This is a genomic window from Bacteroidales bacterium, from assembly GCA_031275285.1.
Classification (GTDB): Bacteria; Bacteroidota; Bacteroidia; order Bacteroidales; family UBA4181; genus JAIRLS01.
In genome coordinates, this window is the sequence record JAISOY010000033.1 from 1 (window position 1) to 25,842 (window position 25,842).

Consider the following 25,842-nt stretch of genomic DNA (forward strand, 5'->3'; position numbering starts at 1 on the left):
GTTCCTTAATGCCTCCGATTTGATAAATCCGGCCTGGATATGGTGATGGTCGGTCAGGATGGCCCCGCAGGTAAGTTCCAGGTTGTGCCATTTGCCCTTGTTGTCCTTTATTTTCACAAAATTATGCATGGGGGCGGTCGAAAGGTAGGCTTCTATTCCCATTGCCTCGGCCATGACCATGTAATACAGGGCCAGCGAATGGCATTGTCCCGAATTCTTGGCCATTACCTTGGTAACAAAAATATTGCTTAAGTCTTCCCTGCCTTCAAAATCATTATAGTCGTAGGTGATGGGGAGGTGCGTCAACGTTTTTTCGCCATCCGGAAGGCGCACCTGAAAAGTGTCGGACATAAAGTGGAACAGCATCATCTTACGTATCATGGGATCTTTTTCATCCAGTCCTTCCTGTTTGATTTTCAGATCGCACAGGGCTGCCACCTCATTGATGTGGCGGTTATAGTCGGCATAGCTCAACCGATTGCCGAAATATGCGTTTTCGGCAAGGAAAATGGCATCTTTCAGACTAACGGGAACCTCCCCGGTAAGCATCTGATGGATTTCGTCGAACGCACTGAAAAAGTATTCCGTACCTTTTTCCGAAGTAAAATCCGGCATGGGGATAACACTTCTGCAAACATCCATATTCAAACCCTGTCGCGGTTCAAATTCTTCCATGGATTCCCGTATCAGCCTTTCCTGCAGTTTTCGTTGCTGTTCCATTTGCTGCATGTCTTCCTCAATCATACGGGCATTTCGTTCCTGGATGGAAATGCCATAATGAAAAGGTGAAGGGACATTAGGCCGGGGCGGCGACGGAGTTGGAAAACTGCCGTATTGTTGCATGGTTGCTGGTTTAGGGGTGGTTATAACCGGAACACCGGGAAATTGCCCTTTGGCTTCCAGACAAAAGAAAACAATTAAAAATAATAAAACAATAGGCGATAAAGTTGTTTTCCCATATATATTTTTGACAAAATATTGTTTCATCGCAAATAAATGTTTACGGTTGCTTCTCAAATATAAACATTTATCTAAACAAAACCATATTTTATGTATTTTTTTGACTTTTTAGTCTTCATATCTTACATGATAAAGATAAATTGATTCTTAAATTGTATCGGTACATTCGATCCAGAATTATTAGGAATATTTATCCGGTTACATTTCAAACAGCAAAATACCAGTCATTTAACCATCATTTACCATGTTCCGTCTAACCGGGAATTTTCCCTTGTTCGGCGTAGCGTCATCGCTACGTCAAGTTAAAAAGGCCTCCCGGCTTACGAATGAAAATAAAATAATACCAAAACCGGCTCATATACTTCAAAAGCAGGAGCTTTTGTTTTAGCATAGCGTAGTCCAGAGACTATGCTGAACCTATTGATCCCACTTAGCTATCAGGTTCCTGTCGCCATAGGCATCATCGACACGGCTGGTTCCGGGCCAGAATTTATTTTCACGTATCCATTTCAGCGGGTATGCAGCTTTTTCACGACCATAGGGATGGGTCCATTCATCGGCTACCAGGATTTCTTCGGGATGCGGTGCATTTTTCAACAGATTATCAGCCTTATCCGTCTTGCCGGAAATGATTTCCTGAATCTCATCATATATACCGGCCAGGGCTTCCACAAAACGGTCCAGCTCCTGTAACGATTCACTTTCTGTCGGCTCCACCATTAAAGTATTGGCTACGGGAAATGATAAAGTAGGTGCGTGAAAACCATAATCCATCAATCGTTTGGCGATATCGGTAGCGGTTACATCGGCTGCTTTGAAGGGGTTACAAACCAGAATTAATTCATGAGCCACCATCTGATTGGCATTGGTGTACAATACGCCATACAGATCACGGAGTTTTGCAGCAAGGTAATTGGCATTAAGGATGGCCATACTGGTAGCCTGTTTCAAGCCTTCACCACCCATCATGGTAATATATGCATGTGAAATGGTAAGGATGCTGGCACTACCCCATGGAGCTTCGCCGGTAGCTTTGATTCCCTTATCTCCTCCCGTTTTCATCACCGGGTGATTGGGTAAATAAGGAGTAAGATGTTTCGCCACACAGATAGGTCCCATTCCGGGTCCTCCCCCGCCATGCGGAATAGCAAAAGTTTTATGCAGGTTAAGGTGACATACATCAGCCCCCAGAAATCCGGGATTGGTCAATCCGACCTGTGCATTCATATTGGCACCGTCCATATAGACCTGACCTCCGTATTGATGAATGATCTCATTGATCTTCCTGACTCCTTCTTCAAATACACCATGGGTGGAAGGGTAAGTGATCATCAATGCAGCCAGTTTTTCTTTGTTGGCTGCAGCCAGTTCTTCCAGCCTGGTAATATCGATATTGCCTTTTTCATCGGAAGGAACAATAACGATCTCCATGCCTGCCATAGCAGCACTTGCCGGATTGGTCCCGTGTGCCGATGCAGGGATCAGTACCACATTACGGTGTGCCTGTCCGGTAGCTATCAGATACCCCCGGATCACCAGTAACCCGACATATTCACCGGTGGCACCGGAATTAGGCTGGAAAGAAACAGAATCAAAGCCGGTAATCACAGCCAGTTGGTGCGTCAGTTCTCCGATCAGTTCCTGATACCCCCTAGCCTGTTCCTCTGGAACGAAAGGATGTATATTTCCAAAAGCAGGCCAGCTAAGGGCAAACATTTCCGAAGCGGCGTTCAGTTTCATGGTACAGGAACCAAGGGGGATCATCGAGTGGGTCAATGATATGTCTTTCCGTTCCAGTTTCTTGATGTAACGCATCATTTCTGTTTCCGAACGGTATTTGTTGAACACCTCCTGTTGCATATATGTGTCCTTCCGGAGAAATATATCGTCGATACAGATTCCGTTTCCTTCTGAGAATTGCGGCATTTCTTTTCCTTTTGCTTCCGCAAAAATGTACACAATATCACGAATGTCTTCCAATTTAGTGGTTTCATCGATACTGACCAGAATACCATCGGAAGTATAAAAGAAATTGATCTCCTTTGCTTCGGATAATTTTTTCACTACTGCAATCACAGCCGGATTTACTTCAACATGAAGCGTATCGAAAAAGTTCCGGGTATTCAACTGATATCCTAATTTCGATAGCTGCCCAGCCAAAGTACAGGTTAATTGATGAATCCGTCCGGCAATGGATCTGATTCCTTCCGGTCCGTGATATACAGCATACATTCCGGCCATAGTAGCCAATAAAGCCTGAGCCGTACATATATTCGAGGTAGCACGTTCGCGCTTGATATGTTGCTCCCTGGTCTGGAGCGCCATACGCAATGCTTTTTTACCCTGAGCATTGATTGTCAAACCAATAATACGACCCGGCATATTACGCTTGAATTCATCACGGGTAGCAAAATAAGCGGCATAAGGTCCGCCATATCCCATAGGAATTCCAAAACGCTGTGATGAACCGACCACTACATCTGCTCCCCATTGTGCAGGAGGTGTCAATAATGCCAGTCCCATCAGGTCTGCGGCAACTCCCAGTCTTGCTCCGGATCCATGCAGCGTTTCGGCAAAAGCACGGTAATCACGAATGCTTCCATTCATATCAGGATATTGCACCATAGCGCCAAAAACCTGCGCATCGGACGTATAAGAGGCATAATCTCCCACAACAACTTCTATTCCCAATGGTTCGGCACGGGTAGTGATGACCTCAATGGTCTGAGGAAACATTTTCCTGTCTACAAAGAAACGGTTGGCACCGCTTTTCACTGCATCACGGGAACGGGAATGGAACATCATGATCATGGCTTCGGCAGAAGCAGAAGATTCGTCCAACATAGATGCGTTGGCAATATCCATCCCGGTTAACTCCACAACCATGGTCTGAAAATTAAGTAAAGCCTCGAGCCTCCCCTGGGAAACCTCCGCCTGATAGGGGGTATATGAAGTATACCAGGAGGGATTTTCCAGGATATTCCGCTTAATGACCGACGGTAACAGTGTATTATAATAACCTAATCCGATATAAGTACGGTAGATCTTATTCTTTGCTGCGATTTTTTCCAGTTTATCCAGATAATCCGCTTCCGTCATGCCTATGGGTAAATCCAACGGTTTTGACAAACGGATATCATCCGGTAATGCCTTTTTGATCAGTTCATCCATGGATGATACACCCACTGCCGATAACATTTGTGAAATTTCCTCTTCACGAGGTCCGATATGCCGGGATACAAAATTTTCCATTGAAATATATTTACTTATTTTTTATCAGGTTCAGGTATTGAATATACTAAAAAAGGGTCATCATCGCTAAGGGATGCAAGAATAATCTGCTGCCGTTCTTCATCCACCGTAAAATAACCCCAGCGGTCCAGCTTCATCTTTTGAATAGGATTTCCGTCCCAGTCATACTGCTCCACAAAAATATAATATTGATGTTTCTGCCATTCTTTACTTACATCATATGGCGTTCGTCCGCTATACAGGATATACACATAATCAGGTTGAGAGCAGATTCCCCAGTAATGGGTAATATTACCATCCATTCCGTCTACTCTGTACGGGGAAGTATCATCAAAAGTATTTCTTTCAAAATTAATGGTCCTGACCGAATCGGCATTCATATCCATGAATTTGACAATTTTAAAATACTTGTAGGCATATACCATCCTGTCTTTTTCCGTATTCACGGCAAAATCGCCCATATAAGCAGTCCAGCTTTTTTGTTTGGGGTTTAGGGAAAGACTGTAAATTTCCTTTACCTGTGTGGAATCTTTATTTATTTCCGTATGAAAAATGCTTTTTCCATTGGAAGAGGACTCTACATAAAGAAATGTATTGCCTCCAACATGTACTATCTGCTTATCACTAAACCATCCGCCTTTTTTATCTGTAAACTGCATATCCATCAACTGCATTTTCCCCGAATAATCCACTGAATACAACTGTTGGCTGGTTGATTCAAACACATAACAAAGCAGGTCAGGATCATCGGTTTTCACCAAATGCGGGTACATTAATTCTCCCGGACCTTTACCACTCCTCCCGAACGTTTTGATCAGCTTCAAATCCGGCAAACTGAATAACATCAACAAATCCCCGTTATAGTAACGGTTTTTTGCTATCAGGTAATTACCTTTTACTAACATTTCGGTTTCTCCAATTTTGAATATGGCTGTATCACCGGTTATATTGGTACCTGTCAGTTCTTTTATCCCATTAAACGGATCTTTCTCCTTATAAAAGGATTCACCGCTTATCAATGGAGAAACCATTTTAACAGTGTCTCCTTTTTCTTCATTGGTGGTTGTTACGTTTTTATTATCCTGCCTGCCGGCACATGCCGACAACAATAAAAACAAAATGAAGAGCACATGTACCTGTTTCATCTGCATAAAATTACTTTTAAAGGTCAGATAAATCCCGAAAGGACTCAGTTCATTACGATGAGTATACTCGTTGTTTATGGACATTTCATTTTACTATTTTATGATAATGAGCACACACAGATATTAGTGGCAAATGTAAAAGAAATAAGCAGAAACGAAAATGATTTTGATAAGTAGCCGTCATAAATTTATTTAACATTATCAAAAAAGCTTAGCTGAATAATTCAGTAAGCTTTTTTATACCTGATCCCTTAGATTTTCGAAAAAATTACCTCTACAATGACTATTAAATCTTAATTATAGCCTAATGGAGCAAAACCGGGGCCCTTATCTTCCACTTTTACCGTACCATGGTTTGTTTCGTATTTCGACATATTATCACTCAAAGCGAGCAACAAACGTTTGGCATGTTCCGGAGTAAGTATGATCCTTGATTTTACTTCCGCTTTAGGGATTCCGGGCATGATCCGGACAAAATCCAGAACAAATTCCGATGATGAATGTGAGATAATAGCCAAATTAGAATAAATCCCCTGAGCGATTTCTTCTTTCAGTTCAATGTTAATTTGATTTTTATTATTTTGTTCTTCCATAGTAATAAGGTATTTGATAAAACGAGAGTACCCCAAATTCAGGAGTACCCTCATTTTAATGATCTTTAGGCATCAATCCTGGCATATTTAGCATGCCGTTCAATAAATTCCCGACGAGGAGGCACCTCATCGCCCATCAACATAGAGAAAATACGATCAGCTTCAGCTGCACTTTCGATAGTCACTTTACGCAGGGTACGGTTCTCCGGATTCATGGTCGTATCCCACAATTGTTCGGCATTCATTTCGCCCAAACCTTTGTAACGCTGGATATGAAGTCCTGTATCTTTACCCTTGCCCAGTTCTTCAATAGCAGCTAAACGCTGTTCTTCCGTCCAACAATAAACTTCTTGCTTCCCCTTCTTTACCAGATAAAGCGGAGGAGTTGCTATGAATAGATGGCCGTTTTTGATCAGGTCATTCATATGACGGAAAAAGAAAGTCATGATCAGTGTAGAAATATGGCTTCCGTCCACATCCGCATCAGTCATGATAATAATCTTATAGTAACGCAACCCGGATAGATTAAGCGCCTTACTGTCTTCTTCTGTGCCGATGGTCACCCCCAGGGCTGTAAAAATATTACGGATCTCTTCACTGTCATAGATCTTATGCTCCATGGCTTTTTCAACATTCAATATCTTTCCCCTTAAAGGAAGAATGGCCTGAAAAGCGCGGTTACGACCCTGCTTGGCTGTTCCTCCTGCCGAATCTCCCTCGACAAGATAGATCTCACATTTTGAAGGATCTTTGTCAGCACAGTCAGCTAATTTACCTGGAAGTCCAGCTCCCGACATAACATTTTTACGCTGCACCATTTCACGGGCTTTTCTTGCGGCATGACGGGCAGTCGCTGCAAGGATCACTTTATCTACAATTGTCTTGGCATCCCTGGGATTCTCTTCCAGATAATTTCCTAAGGCCTCGCTTACAGCCTGATCTACAGCTCCTGTCACATCCGAATTGCCTAATTTGGTTTTGGTCTGTCCCTCAAATTGAGGTTCCGCCACTTTTATCGAAACAATTGCGGTCAATCCTTCACGAAAGTCATCACCACTGATATCAAATTTCAATTTTGCCAGCATGCCTGACTTTTCCGCATAATTTTTCAATGTACGTGTCAGTCCCCGGCGAAATCCGGCCAGATGGGTTCCACCTTCTATTGTATTGATATTGTTCACATAAGAATGTACATTTTCCGAAAAAGAAGTGTTATATTGCATGGCAATCTCCACAGGAACACCCCCTTTTTCCGACTCAACATTAATGATGCTTTCAATCAGTTTTTCACGCGTAGCATCCAGGTACTGGATGAATTCCACTAATCCTTTCTCCGAATAAAATACGGCTTTCCGGTATTGTTGCTCTACCTTTCCATTTTCATCGGTTACATCCATCAATGTCCGTTTATCTGTCAGGGATAAGCGGATGCCTTTATTCAGGAAAGCTAACTCACGTAAGCGTGCCTCCAGAATCTCAAAATTATATTCCACACTGGTAAATATGGAGCTATCCGGTTGGAAAGTAATAGTGGTTCCGGTCTTATCGGTATTGCCGACAACCTTAATATCACCTAAAGACTTACCTATCGAGAACTCCTGAACGTATATTTTTCCTTCTTTGTGGACTTCAGCCTTAAGATGTGTTGATAAAGCATTTACACAAGAAACCCCTACACCATGTAAACCACCGGATACTTTATAAGAACCTTTATCGAACTTACCTCCGGCATGCAATACGGTGAGCACAACTTCAAGAGCTGATTTTTTTTCTTTTTCATGGTAATCAACCGGAATACCGCGCCCATTATCTGTTACGGTAATAGAGCCGTTTTCATTAATGACCACATCGATATCGGTACAAAATCCTGCAAGAGCTTCATCAATTGAATTATCTACCACCTCATATACTAAATGATGTAATCCTTTCATCCCGACATCGCCAATATACATGGCAGGACGTTTACGGACAGCTTCTAATCCTTCCAGTACCTGAATGTTACTGGCCGAATAATCATTATTATTACCGTTGTTATTTACAGGAATGTTATCCATCTTATTATTTTGATTTTAAAAATTTACTTCTTTAATACCGGTAACAGATAATCAAATGGATCATCCGTCCCAGTCAGCGCAATACAAATATGTTACTTCAGGGTTATAATGAATAAGTAAACCCAACGGTTGCACTAAAACGTTTCGATGGATAATAGTTCCACCGATAATATTTAGACCCTGTGAAATTATTGAGTTTAAAGAAAAAAGAAAGGCTTTTCGTATAACGGTACTCAGCACCAAAATTAAAATCAAAAGCACTTTTTAATTTCTTATATTCGACGTCAGGTTCAAATGCTTTGGCATAACGTACTCCCATTCCGTACATATCAAAACTGAGTAAAATCTTATTATACAAATTATACTTTGCTGAAAATTCGGTCGTCAGCCCCGGCTTATGCCATGCATACTTTTCCTTAGATGGCTGGTAGTTATTATAATCCGCTTTTAGCCTTAATTCCAATCTTTCAATCGGATTATAGTACAATTCACCGGTAAAACTGAAAATACTCAGGTCATCAGTAACTATCGTAAAATAGTTACCGGCTTTGGAATAGGTAGTATCATTAACAAAAAGATGTTCTTTATCCGATGTGGTAAAACCTATCCGCAAATAATAAGAAAACTTAGTCGTCAACGAACCTTGTATCCCCGCATAAATCTGCATTTTCGTATTGGTAATCGGCACCGAAAGCCCTGGAGTAATGAATGGATTTTCTTCTATCAGGCTGCGGTATGTATTTGTTTTCAAATTACCGTCAATCCCTACAAATGGTATGAATATATCCTTAAGCAGGGTAAACTGGAATTCCACTTTCGGATAAATCTTATATTGCAAATTACCATCTCCTTCCTTATATGCAGAAATACGCATGCCTACTTCAAATCGGATACTGTCATTATCCATGATGAACCATGGATTGATACCCAGCGCAAAATTGTTCTTCAATGAATCAAAAGCATTACTTCTTGAATAATGTTCGAAATCGATATTGCCCCCGAACATATTGTTATCCAATTGTGCATTTATCCTTATCGTATTCTCATTGAATTTTCTTCCGGTGGGAATAGTATCCCAGTCTCCATGACTATCGGTTTTATTTCCGGCGTACTGATACCCGAGCTGGACATTATAATTTAATTCATCTGTTTTAAATTGCGATGAACGTATCCCGATATTGGCATCCCCAAAAATGTATTTTTTCCGGATATCATCCTTTTCAAGGGTAGTATCTATTTCGGTATTGTATCCGTAATTATATCTGGTTGCTCCTGAAATACCAGCATCTCCGTAAAGATAAGAACTACGGAAAAACTTCTGGCCGAACAATTTTGCTCCGGCATCGCTATATCCGGCCTCTACCCGTTCTCCATTTTCCAGTTTTACTTTTTCAAAATCAAATAACGATGCATCGTAATTCAGTATTGCTCCCAGGGCATATTCTTTATTACGCAAAGTGTTCAGTACAACTTCGGCATGAGGGCTGGCCGCGGTCTCAAACCCGACTTTGATATAACCACGGTGTAATTTCTTTTGTGGTAATGGCTGCAATTTTGCAGCGGTAATCGGAGTTACATCCAATCGCGTATCAATCCGCTTGGAACGGATAATATTTTCAAAAGCTGGTTTTACCCGGAATGTATCTTTAAGATCTGGAAGTATACTTATTTTCTGTGCATCCATCACAGATGGCTCGTAAGGACGTACCAAAATTAACTCCTTATTTAAATTATCAGTCTCCTGTGTATATGCAGGAAATATTGCAATCAATAACAGGAAACCGGTAATATAATATCTCAAAAATTGTACCATATTTTTTTTGCTATTTTTCTTATTTTTAAGAAGTTTCATCACATATGATCCCGAAAACCGGTTATTTAATTTCCACCTCGATGTCATCTTGTTCTTGTTCTTTAACAGCATTGGCTTTAGCCTCGAGAGTCATCCTTTTCTCGGTAGCTAATTCTATAATACCGTCGTCCTTTGACTCGTAATTTTCTATTACACTCTGCAAAGTATGTATCGCCTGGAATTCGTCATCCTGAGCAGCATAGATATCACTCAACAGGATAAAACTTTTAGCCATGTAATATTGATGCGGCGTATTTTTGGCAACGAAATCAAATACTTCGTCTTCTGCTTCTTTCAGTTTCTTCTGTTCCACCAGGATTTCAATAATATGGAACTTAGATTCAGCCCCTTCCATACTACTTACCTCAACAGCTACTTTCCGGTACTCTTCCAGTGCCGGTTCCAGATTCTTTTCTTCCTGATAAGAACGAGCCAATATAAACCTGGCCTCACGGATCATCTCCTGGGCAAGATCTTTATCCTTTAATACGTTTTGTGCGGCAGGTATAGCTTCTTTATAATTTTCCAACCTAAATTCACTACGCATCACCCCAATTTTAGCATCCAATACATTACTGGCAATTTCCGCTTCCGCTTCCATTTTCTTGTATGATTTCAATGCTTCCTCATATTTCCCCTGATTGAAATAGATGGCTGAGGCCGACATTAACGCTTGTTCGGTGAACATACTGCGTGGCGAAGCAATTACAAATTCGAAACCTTCCATCGCCTCATCTAATTTTCCTTCACGCAAGCGACAATCTGCCAGATAGAAAGTAGCATTCACCTTGAAGCTTCCATCCGGGAAACGGGAAAGGTAGTTATTTAAGCTGATTCCGGCTTTTTCACAATCTCCGGACATATATATATTTTCAGCAGCTTTATAGCTTAAAGAATCCTGCTCGCTGACACTTACATTGGCAAATGTGCCGAGACTATTGGTATAATTGACATATGCATCTATATCATTCATATCCACATATATAGTCCTTATTCCGGTAAGAGCACTTCTGGCTTCGTTAGAGGCCGGATAATCCGATATTACTTTTTTATAGTAGGTCAATGCTTCCGGCGTCTTATCCATATTATAATAGATCAGTCCCAGCTGTAACAACGACTTACTCACGTAACTGCTGTTCGGATGATCAACATTTAACTTTTTGAAGGAATTAATAGCCGACTGTGATTTTCCCAGCGTTATATAACTTTTGCCCATTTCAAATAAAGCATCTGCAACATATGATGAGCCTGGATATTTTTCAAGTAATTCGGTCAAGGTCTCTATTTTCTTTTCATGACGATCCACCAAACCATAGGTAAAACCTTTTTGGAAACAGGAATAATCGGGGGTCGATAGATTATAGCTTAATGCTTTGTCATAATTTTCTATAGCTACCCAATAGGCTGGTTGCATAAACCGGCAGTCACCAATACGGTTATAGGCATCCGCTACCGATTTAACCGGTGCATCTTCCATTACATTAACATACTTAAGGAACCAGCTCAACGCATCGGCATATTGTTTTTGACTGAACAACGCATATCCTAAACCGTAATTTGCCTGCTTGTATTCTTCAGCTTGTGATGCGCCGGGCATAGCGATAAATTTACGGTACAGGTCATAAGCCATGGGATATTGTTGGATGCGGTAATACGACTCGGCTTTCCAGTAATAACAACGGGCAGCAATCTCCTTGTCAAAATTAGCATTTAGCAATGATTTGTCAAACAACTCAATTGCCTCATCAAATTTCAGGTCATTAAACAATTCCAGACCACGGAAAAAAGCGACACGTTGATACGCCCTTTTTACTTTATCATCCTTTACTTTTATTTTTTCAATAGACTCCAACGCCAGTCTATAGTTACGTGTAGTTGTATATGCTGCTACCAGATAATTGTACGCATCATCCACTTTGTCTGAGTAAGGATATTTTATGATGTATTCGTTAAAGCTCCTGATCGCTTCGTTAAAAGGAGATATCAACAATTCATAACTCAGGACGGCAAAATTGAAATGGGCATTTTCCTGTGCATCAGGATCGAAATCCATCTTGGAAGCGGAAGAAAAAGCCAGACGTGCTTTCTGTTTATCTCCTTCCTTGATGTAACAATCACCGAGATGACATAATGCGTTTTGTCCCAGAGTGCTATTGCTTGAGGATGCTTTTTCAAAATACTTGATGGCATTGGTACAATCGCCCGAATGATAATAAGCATATCCTAACTGGTAGTTATCTTCTACCGTAGGGGTTTTACTCTTGATATAATGCTCAAGATAAGGGATCGACTCTTCATAGCGTTGCAACCGGTAATAGGATTCCCCGACAATGCGCATCACCTCATCTTTACGTTTCTCATTTACCTCATCCAGCAGTCCCGGCGCATATTCGATGACTAACTCATACTTTCGCTGGAGAAAATATATTTGAGAAATATAGTAAGGAACCACACTGGAAAAAGTTTCATCGTCACGTAACCGGAGAAACCCCTGTAATGCGGTCTCATAATTCTTATCAATATAATTGATGTGGGAATAATAATACAGGGCCGGAGTGGCATACTTGGAATCGCCATCCTTGATCTGATAAAACGAAGCACGGGCTTTTATATTATCATGCTCCATAAAGTAACAATGCCCCAATATAAAATAATACTCATCGGCCTGTTCTTTATCCAGTTCCCGTGGTGAAACCATTTCAAAGCGTTCTACGGCCTTTTTGTATCTTTTGTTGTTATAGTGGTACCGTGCCATCCGAAAGTTTGCCACAGGTGTTTTGGGATTATCCGGATTATCCTTGATAAAGCGTTCCAGCAAACTTTCAGCATCATTCTGGTTCAGCTCTATAGCACATAAAGCAGTGTAATATTGGGAATTCGAATAAACAAAACTACGGCGATCCGTAGATTTAGCCATTACATCAGCAAAACACTTACGTGCCGCAGTATATTTCTCTTTCTCATAGAGTTCCAGGGCTTCTTTATAAAGGGCATCAGGGTCGTACTGTTTTATTGTTTTTTGTGCCGATAATGGACCGTTATACAACGCCATTATTGCTATGATACAAAGTACGAATATTTTTTTTGACATATCCTGTTTTGAACGATTAATCATTGAACAAAAATCCCGTAAAGATACCTATTTTATCTGTATGAACCAACACCTAACCATGGCAAGTAATGAACATTTTGATGTTAATAAGTTGCCTCCTAAAAGAAAAGATATACTCTATTTTACCTTACGAAAAAATCAAGGACCAACTCATTTTCTAAATAAGCCTGTAAGCGGTCGCCTATTTTTACCGGCCCTACGCCATTAGGTGTGCCCGTAAAAATAAGATCACCTATTTTAAGGGTGAAAAAATTAGAGATGTGTGAGATAATCTGGTCTACTGTGAAAATCATATCCCGGGTATTTCCTTCCTGTACTGTCTGACCGTTCAGATCAAGCCGAAAATAAATATTTTGAATATCAGTGAAAGTTGTTTTTGCGATAAATTTACCAATAGGAGCCGAACAATCAAAAGCTTTGGCTGTATCCCAGGGAAGCCCTTTTTCTTTACTTTTTTTTTGGATATCACGTGCGGTAAAGTCAATCCCTACAGTTATTTCCGAATAATAGCGATGGGCAAAACCTGTGGATATATTTTTCCCCAAACGGTTAATTTTTACGACTATCTCGGTCTCATAATGAATTTCAGAAGAAAAATCAGGATAAAAAAAAGGTTTGTTATTCAACAGAAGAGCTGTATCCGGTTTGGTAAAAATCACCGGTTCCGGTGATAAGATATTGTTCATCTCTTCTATGTGTAGGGGATAATTCATCCCAACAGCGAGGATCTTCATATCTTACCTTATAAAATCGTCATCTGTTCCTGTTCGATCATTTTTTCACAATAATGACACTTAAGCGTAACTGGCCTTTTGGTGAGGACATAAAATTTAGTCACGATCTGTTCATTATTGGTAATGCATTTCGGATTAACACACCGTACAATACCCGAAACCTCATCAGGAACAGCGACCTCCCTTTTTTCCACCACCTTATAGTCACGGATGGTATTCAACTTTGCTTCGGGAGCCACCAATGCTATTTTATTGATCTCCTTATCATCAAAATATTTGTCGGTGATCTTAATGATTGCTTTTTTACCCAGCTTTTTACTATCAAGATTGTTGCCGAATGTGATCTGCGACTGTATCTTCTCCAATCCTAATATAGAAATGACTTTAAATAAACTCTGCGGGGGAATGCGGTCAATGGCCGTCCCGTTTTTTATGGCACTGACTACCAGCTCTCCTTTTTTCAATTCGCTCATAATCGTGAATATTTTAGCATCAAAGATAGAAAAAATCAATACTGATTCAAACAATCGATCATCAATCTTTGTTGACTGGGATAAGATGTTGCATATGTCCGTAAAAGGGGTAATCATTGAAATCCGTCCTAAAACAAATAGAATATGGGTAGTATTAAACAATACTCTTCCATTAACCTTTTTTACTTTTTAATATTCATCTATATTTGCACAGGTAAATTTCTTTATGAACAACGCCAAAACATTATCTATTGTTATACCTGCTTATAAATTGATAGAAAGTTGATAAACCAACCCGGAAATAAAGGAGAAGGAGCTGCCATACGAAAAAGCGTCGAGATAGCTCAAAGAGTAAATATTATCGCCGATCTTGAATACAATCCGGAAGAATACGAGGCAGGTATATCATACGATGGAAGACCTCATGCGGAAAATAAAAAATCAGATGGAAAGATGGTGTAAAAGCCATTTATTGAATTTCCATATACAATATTTCCAAAAGAAAACAGACGATGAAAAAAACGAACAAAAAACAAGGTAAAACTCTCTCTCTTTTTGAAAAACTAGATGCTCATTTCGACCGGAGACATCGTTTGTATATGATACTTATACTTCTCACGGCAACTGTATTTTCCATATTGATGTTCGATCCGAAAATCAATATGATGGGGGATGAATCGGATTATATCCTGTATGGGTATAAATTTGCTAAAAATTTCGAATTTCCACCACACAGGGGGCCTTTATATTCCATTTTCCTAAGCCCTTTCATTATCATTTTCGGAATAAATATAACTATGATGAAAATTTTATCGGTAATTTTGATCATAGCCTCGATATTCTTTTTATATAAAGCTTTTTATAAACGCGTACCTACCACCATTTTATACGCCTGTCTGTTGCTTTTGTGTATCAATGGAAGCTTTTTATTTTATTCTTCCGTAGTACTCAGCGAGCCATTGTTTCTTTTATTCCAATCATTACTGATCTATCTTTTTTGTAGTTTTTTTATCGGAGAACAACAGGATATTTCTTTCCGTAAAAAAACCGGGCATTTCTTTATCATAAGCATTGTGATACTTCTCCTTACACTTACACGTACGGTAGGTTATGCTTCCATAGGTATCATTGTTGTCTATTTCCTGTTCTTCAAACAATGGAAAAATGCATTACTATCCGTAACTACCAGTGTAGTTGTATTTGGTGTGTTCGGGCTGATGAAAAAATTAATCTGGCCTGCCAGTGGAAGTGCCTATAATTTTAAAATGTTTTTTACAAAAGATATGTATCATCCGGATAAAGGGATGGAAGACCTTGGGGGAATCATTACCCGGGTATTCGAGAACATAAACAACTTTCTATCAAGATATGTTGCCGAATTTCTAGGTCTAAAATCAAACATATTAACTTCCTCTGTTTTTCTTACTATTGTACTGGCCCTATTGTTCCTATGGGGAGGAATCGTTGCGTACAGGAATAATAAACCATTGTTTTTTACAGCACTCCACACCCTGGGGTTTTGTCTTGCTAATTTTGTCGTACTACATGCCACCTGGATGCAGGAGCGCATAATCATTTTATATTATCCGCTCATCCTTATAGTAATATATACAGGCTTTTATTATCTCCTTAAACCGAGAAGGAACATACAATTCCTGTTCATTGTTTTATTCGGGATCGTATTTTTCGGAATGCTCAACCGTACCATGGTCAAAGTGAAAGCCAATTCCGTTACTTTAAAAATGGCACTTAAAGGCAATACACTGTACAGCCTTACCCCCGACTGGCAAAATTATATACTGATGTCAAAATGGGCTGCGAAAAATATACCTAAAAATGAGCAAATTGCCGTAAGAAAATCCGGTACTTCAACCATATATACAGGCAGGGATTTCTATAGCATATATGCTGTACCGACTATTCCCAAGGATAGTTTAAAAAACTGGAAACCCGGTCCGGGAAAAACAGCTATTGTCATAGATCTTTCTTCAAAAAATCCCACTTTTTTATCTCCATCCCTGAAATACGTTACACGCGGAGAATTGAAGATGGTGGGTAAAGATGCTCATGTCAACGGCATTTATGAAATCAACATGGCAGATATAGCCCAGTTATCTGCTATACTGGAACAAAATGAACTGACCTACACGCTTGATTATGATAAATATTTAAAAGACCTTTTGAATGAGGAATCCGCTATCATACATTTTCCGGAGGCCATGCTCAACAGGTTGAAAGATGCAAATGTCAGGTATATGATCCTGGCTAGTTTAAGGCTGAATCCCAACCAAAATACAGGAAGCGTGATCAATACACTTCACAATTATGTAAGTATCCTTAACTTAAAATATCCCGATTTAGTTATAGAAAAATATAGTGTCGGAGATGTGGAGCCATCTGTGTTAATAGAACTTAATTACTGATTAGAACAAAAAGCATTTATATCGCCGGGCGATATGAATGCTTTTTGTTAATAAAACAAAATTCATCACAAAAAAACGATGAATACTGAAATATTATTTATAATATTGTACCCTGTCAAACAATTAAACGACCTTTAAATTATATTACCTTATGAAAGTGTATAATACAAACCAAATCAAAAATTTCACCCTCCTTGGTAATACCAGTTCGGGAAAAACCACATTGGCGGAAGCGATACTATTCGAAGGCAAAGTGATCGAGCGCCGGGGCGAAGTAGAAAACAAGAATACCGTGTCGGACCACAACGAGATTGAGCGGGAAAACGGCAGTTCGGTATATGCCTCGGTGCTCTATGCCGAATTCAATGAAAAAAAGCTCAATTTTATAGATCCTTCCGGTTCCGATGATTTTGTTAACGGAGCTGTAGCCGCACTTTCGGTAACAGATATCGGAGTACTCGTACTCAATGCTCAACATGGTATTGAAGTAGGTACTGAAATACATAACCGCTATCTGGAAAAAGCAAAGAAAGGATGTGTGCTGGTCATCAATCAGTTAGATCACGAAAAATCCAATTTTGATAAGGTAATTGAAGAAGCTGTCGAACGTTTGGGTAAAAATGTAACCATTATTCAATATCCTATAAATGAAGGACCGGGATTTGATTCTTTCATAGACATATTGTTAATGAAAAAATACAGTTATGCCGGAGGTAAATTAGAAATCTCGGATGTTCCGGCAGACCAGAAAGACCGTGCTGAAGACCTAAGGAACCAGTTGATAGAAAAAGCAGCTGAAAATGATGAAGGACTTATGGAAATCTTCTTTGAGAATGGTTCTTTGTCTGAAGACGAAATGAGAAAAGGGATTACCATGGGACTTATCCAACGCGGAATTATTCCTGTTGTTTGCGTTTCTGCGAAAAAGAACTATGGCGTAGCTCGTATGATGGAATTTTTCACCCGTGTGTTTCCCTCTCCTAATGAAGTACCTGCTCCTATAGACACAGTCAGTGGAAATGAAGTCAAATGTGATGCTTCTGGACCTGCTGCTGCATTTATATTTAAATCAGCTGTTGAACAGCACTTAGGTGAAGTAAACTATTTTAAAGTAATGTCCGGGGAAATTTCCGAAGGAATGGACGTTGTCAACAGCAAAACAGGGAACAAGGAACGTATATCGCAATTATTCGTAGTAGCCGGAAAGAACCGTACCAAAATAGCCAAAATGGTTGCCGGGGATATCGGTTCCACAGTGAAACTGAAGGGTGCACGCACAGGACAAACTTTAGCAGCTCCCGGAAATAATGTTGTATTTGCACCGATTCCTTTTCCGGAACCAAAATACCGTACAGCCATTAAAGCTATAAATGAAAGCGATGAAGAAAAACTGAACGAAGCACTTCAGCGTTTGAATATGGAAGATCCGACCATTTTGGTAGAATATTCCAAGGAATTGAAACAAACTGTCCTATCCGGCCAGGGAGAATACCACCTGAATATTCTTAAATGGCATCTGGATAATGTATATAAAATTTCAACCGAATTTATTGCCCCGAAAATACCTTACCGGGAAACCATTACCAAAGTTGCACAAGCCGATTACCGCCATAAAAAACAATCAGGCGGAGCAGGGCAATTCGGAGAAGTACATATGGTGATTGAGCCTTATGAAGAAGGACAACCTGATCCGACCATGTATAAAATCAATGGGAAAGAAATCAAAGTAACCGTAAGGGACAAGGAAGAACATATTCTGCCCTGGGGTGGGAAACTGGTATACTATAACAGTATCGTAGGTGGTAGCATTGACGCCAGGTTCATGCCGGCTATATTGAAAGGGATCATGGAGAAAATGGAAGAAGGTCCGCTCACCGGTTCCTATGCACGTGATATCCGGGTTACGGTATACGATGGGAAAATGCACCCGGTTGATTCCAATGAAATTTCATTCCGCCTGGCTGGCCGTAACGCTTTCCGTGAAGCATTTAAAAATGCATCACCCAAAATAATGGAACCGATATACAATGTCGAAGTATGGGTTCCTGCAGACCGTATGGGAGATGTAATGAGCGACCTGCAAACACGGCGTGCTATTGTTCAGGGGATGACCAGTGAAAAAGGATTTGAGAAAATCACCGCCCGTGTTCCTTTATCGGAAATGAACAGATATTCTACTTCATTAAGTTCTATCACAGGCGGACGTGCTATGTATTCGATGAAATTTGCCGAATATGCACAAGTTCCCGGTGATATTCAAACTGAACTGATCAAGACATTTGAAGCAGAAAGCGAAGACGAATAAAACAGAATAAACATAAAAAGACCTGCCTGATTATTCCGGCAGGTCTTTTTTTTATAACAACATACAATGCCCTATGAAACTTTTGCCGGCCTACATAACATCTGCATTCCTGTTTATTATCCTTGTATCCTGTAATCAGGCAACACGAAAAACAACAGCTGATACCGATGAGGTGTTGATGGATAGTATACAATACCGTACTTTCATGTATTTCTGGGATGGCGCTGAACCAGTCAGCGGTATGGCCCGCGAAAGATATCATGTAGATGATATTTACCCTCAGGATGATAAGCATATTATTACCTCCGGCGGAAGCGGCTTTGGAATCATGGCTATCATTGTTGGTATTGAGCGGGGTTATATCACCAGGGAACAAGGTGTAGAGCGTATGAACAGTATCCTTACATTCCTGGAAAATGCCGATACCTTTCACGGTGCTTTTCCCCATTGGTGGAACGGGGAAACCGGAAAAGCAGTCAGATTCAGCGAAAAGGACAACGGTGGCGATATAGTGGAGAGTTCTTTCCTTTTACAAGGCCTGCTCACTTTGCATCAATATTATTTCAACGGGTCGGATACTGAAAGAATGATAGCCGGACGGATCGATAAAATCTGGAAGAATATGGACTGGAACTGGTACAGGAATAGCCAAAATGTCCTTTACTGGCATTGGAGCCCGGATTATTCCTGGGAAATGAATTTCCCTATCCGGGGATACAACGAATGCCTGATCACCTATATCCTTGCAGCCTCCTCTCCTACACACGGTATTTCAGCTGATGTTTATCATGAAGGATGGGCTGAAAACGGATCCATAATCCATCCCCATCAAGTAGAAGGATATGACCTTCACATGAATTACCGCGGACTTCCGGCAGGTCCGTTATTCTGGGCACATTATTCATTTCTCGGGCTTGATCCCAATGGACTGGAAGATCAATATACCGATTATTTCCAGGAAATGAAAAACTACACGCTCACCAACCGGGCATACTGTATCCGAAACCCAAAAGGTTATAAAGGATATGGGGAAAATTGCTGGGGACTTACCGCCAGTTATTCCGTCAAAGGCTATGCGGCACATGCGCCTGTGGAAAAGGAGGACCATGGCGTCATCACCCCTTCTGCCGCCCTGTCCTCCATTGTATATACCCCGGAAGAATCAAAGGAGGTGATGCGTTATTTACACCAGGTTTTAGGTAAAAAGACCTGGGGAAAATACGGGTTTTATGATGCTTTCAGCGAGACGGATAACTGGTATCCAAAACGTTATCTGGCTATCGATCAGGGACCTATCATTATCATGATTGAGAACTATCGGTCGCAACTATTATGGAAACTCTTTATGAGTCATCCGGATGTGCAGGCAGGACTAAAAAAGTTAGGATACCAAAGCCCCTATATCAAATAAAAACCGCCTGGTCAACAATATCCTGACCAGGCGGCTTTTTATACTTATTTAGTGAGATTATTCCCCATTCATGGACCGAAGGAACTCCTCATTTGAATGGGATTTATTCAAACGATCCCTCATAAATTCCATAGCTTCCACAGGGTTCATATCGGTCAGGTAATTCCGCAACACCCAGATACGGCTCAAAGAGTCTTTGTCTACCAGTAAATCTTCGCGGCGTGTGCTGGATGCTGTAATATCCACTGCCGGGAAAATACGTTTGTTAGACAATTTACGTTCAAGCTGCAGCTCCATATTACCGGTACCCTTAAATTCTTCAAAGATGACCTCATCCATACGGGAACCTGTTTCGGTAAGCGCTGTGGCTAAAATAGTCAGGGATCCGCCGTTTTCGATGTTACGTGCAGCACCGAAGAAACGTTTGGGTTTATGTAGAGCATTGGAGTCAACACCCCCTGTCAGTACTTTTCCAGAAGCAGGTGCAATAGTATTGAATGCACGCGCCAGACGGGTAATGGAATCCAGTAATATAACCACATCATGACCACATTCTACCATACGTTTGGCTTTCTCCAAAACAATATTTGCCACACGTACATGACGTTCGGCCGGTTCATCAAAAGTAGAGGCGATCACTTCTCCACGAACACTTCTTGCCATATCAGTCACTTCCTCCGGACGTTCATCGATCAATAGGATCAATAAATATGCTTCAGGATGGTTTTTCGCTATAGCATTGGCAATTTCTTTCAATAAAACGGTCTTACCTGTTTTGGGCTGTGCAACGATCAAACCGCGCTGTCCTTTACCAATGGGAGAAAAAAGATCAACGATACGGCAGGATAAGCTTGCCGGTTCACCAGGTTTAACCAACATGAATTTTTCATCAGGGAACAACGGGGTAAGGAAATCAAACGGTATACGGTCACGAATATAATCCGGCGTACGTCCGTTAATATCTTCTACTTTCACAAGTGGGAAATAACGTTCCCCTTCTTTCGGCGGACGAATGGGACCACGTACAACATCTCCCGTTTTCAGGCCAAAGAGTTTTATTTGAGATTGTGATACATAAATATCATCCGGGGAACTCAGGTAATTATAATCTGCCGAACGCAAAAAACCATAACCTTCCTGCATGATCTCCAATACTCCTTCTCCTACAACAATCCCGTCAAAATCATAGGTCTTATCATAATATTTTCGATTATCGGGGATTCTGCGGCGTTCCGGCTCTAAAGATTCGGAAACCGGAGCAGATGACTCATGGACAGAAACAATCGTAGCAGGTTCTTCGGGTAATATATCGTTTTCAGGAAAAGGAATACTTGCTTGTATTATTTCGTCAGCCTCCTGTACAGGAGCTTCCGAAGTGAGGCCAGCAGCAGGTTCCTCTTTCATGGCTTTTGTTTCTTTTTGCTTTTTAGGTGCCGGAGGAGGAATAGGAGCAATGGCTTTGATCGCTTGCTGGTCCAGAATTTTAAAGATCAGATCCTGTTTTTTCATCGCTTCGACACGTTTGATGCCCATCGATTTGGCAATCTCACGCAATTCTGTCAAAAGCTTGGTATTCAATTCAAGAATATCATACATATAAATAAAATAAAAAATAAAAAATCTTAAATGTGGATATCGGGTAAAATATTTTGGGGCCTAAAAACTCAAGTAATTATAAAAATTTAAAAGAGTTGTCAGGAAGTTTTAAGGCATTTCTATTATCTAGAATTTTGATGCAAGTATATGCATAAGGTTTTAAACCACCAAAAAAAATGAAAAAAAAATAATCATTTAATTTTCAGGCGATATTCCATACCTTCGGTAATGCTATTTGAAAAATGAATATCTTTGTAATCCTTATTGCCTATAAATATGAACAGATGTTTGCTTATCATCGGTATTTTCCTGTTTTCGTCATGCACCTCAGAAACTACTTTTGATATTTTCGAGGCTGCCGGTAGTTGGTATTGCCATGAAACCAGCAACACTAACGGAGATGAATTGCTGAGTTACCAGGTCGTCATTGAACCCACAGGAGAATATACCTGTACCATTGACAACTTTACCGGAGAATCGGTAAAAATATCCGCCAATGTCTCGGATAGCTGGGCCATTACTATTCCCGAACAGAAAGTCGACGAAGAAGTTTATTGGGGAAGCGGTCAGGTAAACATCAAAAAGAAAACGATGCAATTAACTATGGCATATCGATACGGGGACATAACAATTATCATCACAAGTGATTGTGAAAAGGTAGAAAACTGATTCATTTGGCCGGAGAACGCATCATATTAGGTATTGATCCCGGAACCACCATTATGGGATACGGGCTGATCTGTGAAAAGACCAATAACCATGCTGATCTACTGGCCTTGGGGGTACTTGAATTGCACAAGTTTGAGGATCATTATACAAAATTGAAAACTATTTTTGAACGCACTATCGGCCTGATCGATCATTTCCACCCCACTGAGTTGGCGATAGAGGCCCCTTTTTATGGAAAGAACGTCCAATCCATGCTTAAACTCGGCCGTGCACAGGGAACAGCTATAGCAGCAGCGTTGTCACGCTCGCTGGACGTTTACGAATATGCTCCCCGGAAGATCAAAATGGCCATTACCGGACAAGGAAATGCTTCCAAAGAACAGGTGGCACTTCTTTTACAAAAAATGTTCAATATCATTGAAATGCCCCAGAATCTGGATGCAACCGACGGATTGGCCGCTGCTGTCTGCCATTTTTACCAAAAGAAAGTTTCTTCGGCTACTCCGGGTGCAGGTGCGGCTAAAAGCTGGAAAGAATTCATCAACAACCATCCCGGCAGGGTCCGGAAAACATAATTAGAAGAAATAATACTGTAATAAGACCTGCTATTGGAAATACCAACGGTGAATAATCCGCAAAACCTCCGGTATGAAAAGGAATACGTTACTTAAAATATGATCATTCGTTTTCTGTATATTGTTATGTATAAATGATTGAAACTATAAAATTCGAAAACTACGAACAAATATTTTTTTCGTAAAATAAAAATCTGCTAAAAAAGCCGAATATGAACTTCTCAACAAAAAATAATGAGCCTCCCAACGAAGAGCATTTTGCTATATTGGATTAACTTTGCATATATTTTATAGGCATATAAAATATGATCACGTAAATCCTTATTTAATATTCAAAGTGTTATTAATTTTGAACCCTCAGGGCTCAACGAAGTCAATAAGGAATTTTAATGTCGAAATTATATAATAATAGATATGGAGCATCGTAAAATTGGTGATACAGGTATGTCGGCCAGTATTATAGGATTAGGGGCGGAGCATCTGGATGGCAAGCCATACGGCGTAATCGAGGAAACCATACATGCTGCCCTGGAACAAGGCATTAACATTATCGATGTGTTTATGCCCGGCGAGGAAATCCGTAGAAATATTGGGAAAGCGTTAGGGAGCAGGCGCAAGGATGTGATCATACAGGGACATATCGGCTCGGTAGATCTAAACGAGAAGTACGATATAAGCCGGGATTTGAATGTATGTAAAAAGTATTTCGAAGGGTTGATGGAAAATCTCGGTACTGACTACATCGATGTAGGAATGCTATTCTTCATGGATTCGGATGAAGCGTTTGAACAAATCCATTCCAACGGGATCATTGATTATGTCCTGGAGCTGAAAGAAAAAGGAATTATACGCGCCATAGGGACCAGTTCCCACGATCCGGGAGTAGCCCGCAGGGTATTGGAAACAGGCATTGTAGACCTGATGATGTTCAGTATCAATCCGGCATTCGATATGACATCACCTGAAAAAAATGTGCTGGAAACTATTGAAGAACTGGAAAAGCAGCAATATGTTACGATCGACCCTGTACGTAATGAACTTTATAAGTACTGTGAACAACAGAATATTGCCATCACTGTAATGAAAACTTTTGGAGGGGGCAGACTGTTGTCGGCAGAGCATTCGCCTTTCAAAAAGGCCATGACACCCGCACAGTGCATTCATTATGCCCTGACACGTCCTGCTGTTGTGAGTACAATGATCGGGTGCCAGTCGGCAAAACAAATTGAAGAAGCCGTAAATTACCTGAATACCACCGCTGAAGAACGCGACTATATGGATATTATCAGCGGGTATCAGGGAAAACTCAGCGGGAAGTGCGTCTATTGTAACCACTGCCAGCCTTGTCCTGTGAATATCGATATTGCCCTGGTGAATAAATACCTCGATATCGCCCTGTTGGATACGGCAAAAATACCTCCGAGCATTATCCAGCATTACAGGTCGTTGTCGGCCAGTGGCGAGGATTGTACCGCCTGTGGCAGTTGTGAAGACAAATGTCCGTTTTCTGTCCCTGTAATTAAAAGCATGGAACGGGCAGCAGAATTATTGGGATAGCAGAGAGGAACGCTTACTATCATAATATGATGTAATCACACAAATCCATACTTTAGTGATATTCAAAATATGGGAAATTTTGAACCCCGCAGGGCTCAACGAAGTTAATATGGATTTTTAAATTCGAAATTATATATTACTCCAGTATTTTGATCTTTATGTTACGGTACCAGACATCATCCCCGTGGTCCTGAAGAGATATATACCCTTCTCGTTCTATGCCGCCGCAGTTACTTAACAGGTAATATGCATCTGTCCATCCGTTCACACTAAACTTGCTGTTTTCAAGCATCTTGATCCATTCGGGTGTCCAGAGCGTATATTGCACCACTTTTTTCCCGTTCTGGTAATGGGTGACTACACCGTTGTTCACAACGATCTTTGCCTTGTTCCATTTACCATAAGGCTTGGCATTCTGTGGATTAGCAGATATCATATCATACAATGATGCTGCTTTCCGGTTACCGTCTTTTCCCATTTTTGCATCCGGGTGGTTATCGTTATCCAATACCTGAAATTCCGGAGCAGAAGCAGCTGTAGACTGCCCCCTGATTTCCCGTACCAGGTAAAAAATACCAGAATTACCGCCCTGACTGATCTTCCATTCGATCTCCAGTTCGAAATTCTTGAATTTATGGGCGAAAAGGATGTCTCCTCCTCTACCCTGTTTTTTTGAATCGAATTTCAGGCATCCATCCTCGATGATCCATTTATCCGAAACATCCGAACGCATATAGCCTCTCCATCCTTTCATGGACGAACCATCAAAAATCGTGATCACCCCTTTTTTATCTTTCGCGAATCCTGACAGATCGACCTGGGGATTGTTGACTTCCGTATATTTTTCCGCGTATTCTTTAATCATTTGTTGTGCCAACAAGGGTTTGTCGGTGGTAATATAATCCACTCCCATGCCGGTGACCCGTTTCATCATCACGGGATCATTCACGGTCCATACATTTACGGATATACCTGATTGGTGCGCCTGATTGGTTAGATCGAGGTTTTTGTTAAAATGATTGAAATGATAATCAAGTCCGGATATACCCAGTTCCTTCAACTGCGCAGGAGTGGCATCGCCATTAAGATAGGCCACCTCTACTCCGGGACGGCGACGTACCAGTTCCTTAC

18 protein-coding genes are annotated in these 25,842 nt (G+C 40.7%); 7 read left to right on the plus strand and 11 right to left on the minus strand.

Annotated features, from left to right (window positions below; genetic code table 11):
• From LBQ60_02995 to pyrI, 9 genes are all read right to left on the minus strand, one after another.
• A partial coding sequence (locus tag LBQ60_02995; protein MDR2036870.1) for a hypothetical protein occupies positions 1-987 on the minus strand: 987 nt, incomplete at its 3' end.
• A 390-nt stretch (positions 988-1,377) separates the two neighbouring features.
• Positions 1,378-4,212, minus strand: coding sequence for an aminomethyl-transferring glycine dehydrogenase (gcvP, locus tag LBQ60_03000; protein MDR2036871.1), 2,835 nt, complete (start codon positions 4,210-4,212; stop codon positions 1,378-1,380).
• Between the two features lie 14 nt (positions 4,213-4,226).
• Positions 4,227-5,441: a TolB-like 6-bladed beta-propeller domain-containing protein gene (locus tag LBQ60_03005; GenBank protein MDR2036872.1), complete on the minus strand. Its 1,215-nt coding sequence runs from the start codon at positions 5,439-5,441 to the stop codon at positions 4,227-4,229.
• 209 nt (positions 5,442-5,650) lie between these two features.
• Positions 5,651-5,950: a DUF3467 domain-containing protein gene (locus LBQ60_03010; protein ID MDR2036873.1), complete on the minus strand. Its 300-nt coding sequence runs from the start codon at positions 5,948-5,950 to the stop codon at positions 5,651-5,653.
• A gap of 65 nt (positions 5,951-6,015) precedes the next feature.
• On the minus strand, positions 6,016-8,004 hold the full coding sequence (gene gyrB, locus LBQ60_03015) for a DNA topoisomerase (ATP-hydrolyzing) subunit B (GenBank protein MDR2036874.1): 1,989 nt from the start codon (positions 8,002-8,004) through the stop codon (positions 6,016-6,018).
• A gap of 103 nt (positions 8,005-8,107) precedes the next feature.
• Entirely contained in the window at positions 8,108-9,817 is a 1,710-nt protein-coding gene (locus tag LBQ60_03020) for a hypothetical protein (protein ID MDR2036875.1), read from the minus strand.
• A 61-nt stretch (positions 9,818-9,878) separates the two neighbouring features.
• A complete protein-coding gene (locus tag LBQ60_03025; protein ID MDR2036876.1) occupies positions 9,879-12,947 on the minus strand; it encodes a tetratricopeptide repeat protein in 3,069 nt (1,022 codons plus the stop codon).
• 143 nt (positions 12,948-13,090) lie between these two features.
• Positions 13,091-13,702, minus strand: coding sequence for a fumarylacetoacetate hydrolase family protein (locus LBQ60_03030; GenBank protein MDR2036877.1), 612 nt, complete (start codon positions 13,700-13,702; stop codon positions 13,091-13,093).
• 8 nt (positions 13,703-13,710) lie between these two features.
• Entirely contained in the window at positions 13,711-14,175 is a 465-nt protein-coding gene (pyrI, locus tag LBQ60_03035) for an aspartate carbamoyltransferase regulatory subunit (GenBank protein MDR2036878.1), read from the minus strand.
• A gap of 282 nt (positions 14,176-14,457) precedes the next feature.
• Here pyrI and LBQ60_03040 point away from each other — a divergent pair, with 282 nt between their 5' ends.
• From LBQ60_03040 to LBQ60_03055, 4 genes are all read left to right on the plus strand, one after another.
• Entirely contained in the window at positions 14,458-14,637 is a 180-nt protein-coding gene (locus tag LBQ60_03040; GenBank protein ID MDR2036879.1) for a hypothetical protein, read from the plus strand.
• Positions 14,638-14,687: 50 nt separating this feature from the next.
• A complete protein-coding gene (locus LBQ60_03045) occupies positions 14,688-16,598 on the plus strand; it encodes a hypothetical protein (GenBank protein MDR2036880.1) in 1,911 nt (636 codons plus the stop codon).
• Positions 16,599-16,749: 151 nt separating this feature from the next.
• A complete protein-coding gene (locus LBQ60_03050) occupies positions 16,750-18,903 on the plus strand; it encodes an elongation factor G (GenBank protein MDR2036881.1) in 2,154 nt (717 codons plus the stop codon).
• 73 nt (positions 18,904-18,976) lie between these two features.
• Positions 18,977-20,314, plus strand: a complete 1,338-nt coding sequence (locus LBQ60_03055; protein MDR2036882.1) for a beta-glucosidase — start codon at positions 18,977-18,979, stop codon at positions 20,312-20,314.
• Positions 20,315-20,371: 57 nt separating this feature from the next.
• Here LBQ60_03055 and rho read toward each other — a convergent pair whose 3' ends face one another.
• Positions 20,372-21,910: a transcription termination factor Rho gene (rho, locus tag LBQ60_03060; protein MDR2036883.1), complete on the minus strand. Its 1,539-nt coding sequence runs from the start codon at positions 21,908-21,910 to the stop codon at positions 20,372-20,374.
• A 276-nt stretch (positions 21,911-22,186) separates the two neighbouring features.
• Here rho and LBQ60_03065 point away from each other — a divergent pair, with 276 nt between their 5' ends.
• From LBQ60_03065 to LBQ60_03075, 3 genes are all read left to right on the plus strand, one after another.
• Positions 22,187-22,579: a hypothetical protein gene (locus LBQ60_03065; protein MDR2036884.1), complete on the plus strand. Its 393-nt coding sequence runs from the start codon at positions 22,187-22,189 to the stop codon at positions 22,577-22,579.
• A gap of 5 nt (positions 22,580-22,584) precedes the next feature.
• The gene (ruvC, locus tag LBQ60_03070; protein ID MDR2036885.1) at positions 22,585-23,154 is read left to right on the plus strand and encodes a crossover junction endodeoxyribonuclease RuvC; all 570 of its coding nucleotides are present in this window, start codon (positions 22,585-22,587) and stop codon (positions 23,152-23,154) included.
• A gap of 414 nt (positions 23,155-23,568) precedes the next feature.
• Positions 23,569-24,711: an aldo/keto reductase gene (locus LBQ60_03075; protein MDR2036886.1), complete on the plus strand. Its 1,143-nt coding sequence runs from the start codon at positions 23,569-23,571 to the stop codon at positions 24,709-24,711.
• A gap of 136 nt (positions 24,712-24,847) precedes the next feature.
• Here the strand turns inward: LBQ60_03075 and LBQ60_03080 are convergent.
• On the minus strand, positions 24,848-25,842 hold a 995-nt coding region (locus LBQ60_03080), incomplete at its 5' end, for a DUF1080 domain-containing protein (protein ID MDR2036887.1).